We start from the raw sequence: 1532 nt of genomic DNA on the forward strand, positions 1-1532 counted from the left end.
TAGGGGAAACGCATCTTATTTCCTAATAAAAACTGAGAGAGATTTCAAAATGACATAGATAATTGGTAAGCGTTCAGGGAATGATAAATAAAATAAATGAAGTATTTCTGAAAAATATGAGTTAGCTTATCTGAGGTTGAATGATTATTTATTGATACTAAAACAACTCAAGATTCGAGTTTATAAAAGTATGTTTATCTAGAGAAAAAGTGAGATTTTTCCTAAATTAAATATTTAAATTCAATTTCTGATGTATTAATTTATGCTAATGCTAAAACTCTTGATAAATAATTGTTATCCAACCCAGCGAGAAACTGTTTATTTTTTATTCCGCGTTTGACACACTTCTCTTGACCTAAAAGATTGACTGCAATATGTCTGAGAATTGCAAAATTCTGTGGGGCATTATCTTTTCTAATCCGACATTCATCTTCCCTCAAGGCGACATCCAATATCCAATGTAATGAATTCTCAATTCCCCAATGACTGCGAATAGAATTACCAAACTGTTTAGCATTTGACTCAAGGCTACTGATAAAATAATGGATTTCAACCGTTGTTTCACCATTTAATGAGCGGACGGCTTCTACCATTCCAACACTATTAAAGTTTGACCAAACTGAATCTGAATTAAGCCTAGACTGAATTTGAGATAACATCACATAGTGGCGGATTTCATGACGACCATGCCCTCTTTCTTCTGTTTTATATGTGCTATATTCAATTCCCTCAAAACCTGTGCTTATCCCTGCCTGGAATAATTTTTCAACTTCATTATAAAGATTTCCTTGATTCTTTTTCAACGTAATTACATAATCTGCATCTTGCTGTGTGATTAACCTAACAATTTCTTTCTGACAACCAATTGCATCGATTGTCACAATACATCCAGATATATCTAATACCTTTAATAACTCTGGAATTGCTGTAATTTCATTCGATTTTTCATCTACTTTCACTTGTCCCAAAACTAATTTATTCGTCGTTGCCCAGGCGCTTACCATTACAATTGCGCTTTGGTCACTACTACTATCATAAGAACTACGCAAGGTTTTCCCATCAATTGCAACTACTTCACCTTCAGTTCTTTTCTGTATTGATTTCATCCAGTTTAGAAAACATGACTGAAATTGTTGAGGATTCAACTGTGCAAAGACTCTTGCAAACGTATCGTGGGATGGTATCCCATTTGGTAGCTCTAAAAACGTTTTTAACCACTCAGACTTTGCACATCCGTATGTTTCAATTGCCACCCAACTATCTGCCCCACATATCACTGCACAAATGGCAATAGTCAAAATATCGATTAGCTTATGACGTTTTGTACGATCTATTCGTGGATCTGACATCTGTGCAAAGTGGTCAGCAATTGTAATTTTGGGCTTGAGTTTCACGCCTTCCTCGGGCAATATTGTTACTTTTACAATGACTTTACCATCAATGCCCCATTGCTTATCCTTCATACCACACGCGATCGCTGCCTTTATCCTTTATTTAGTACTCATGTACTATATTTAGATGCGTTTGCCCTG

Annotated in this window: 1 protein-coding gene; it reads right to left on the reverse strand. The window is 35.3% G+C overall.

The genetic code is table 11. The annotated features are described in order from the left end of the window. Positions 1-260: 260 nt before the first annotated feature. Complete coding sequence (locus tag ABF638_RS37885) at positions 261-1394, reverse strand: ISAs1 family transposase (protein ID WP_435027870.1); 1134 nt, start codon at positions 1392-1394, stop codon at positions 261-263. Positions 1395-1532 lie beyond the last annotated feature (138 nt).

This window comes from Nostoc sp. CALU 1950, assembly GCF_051172895.1.
Classification (GTDB): domain Bacteria; phylum Cyanobacteriota; class Cyanobacteriia; order Cyanobacteriales; family Nostocaceae; genus Nostoc; species Nostoc edaphicum_A.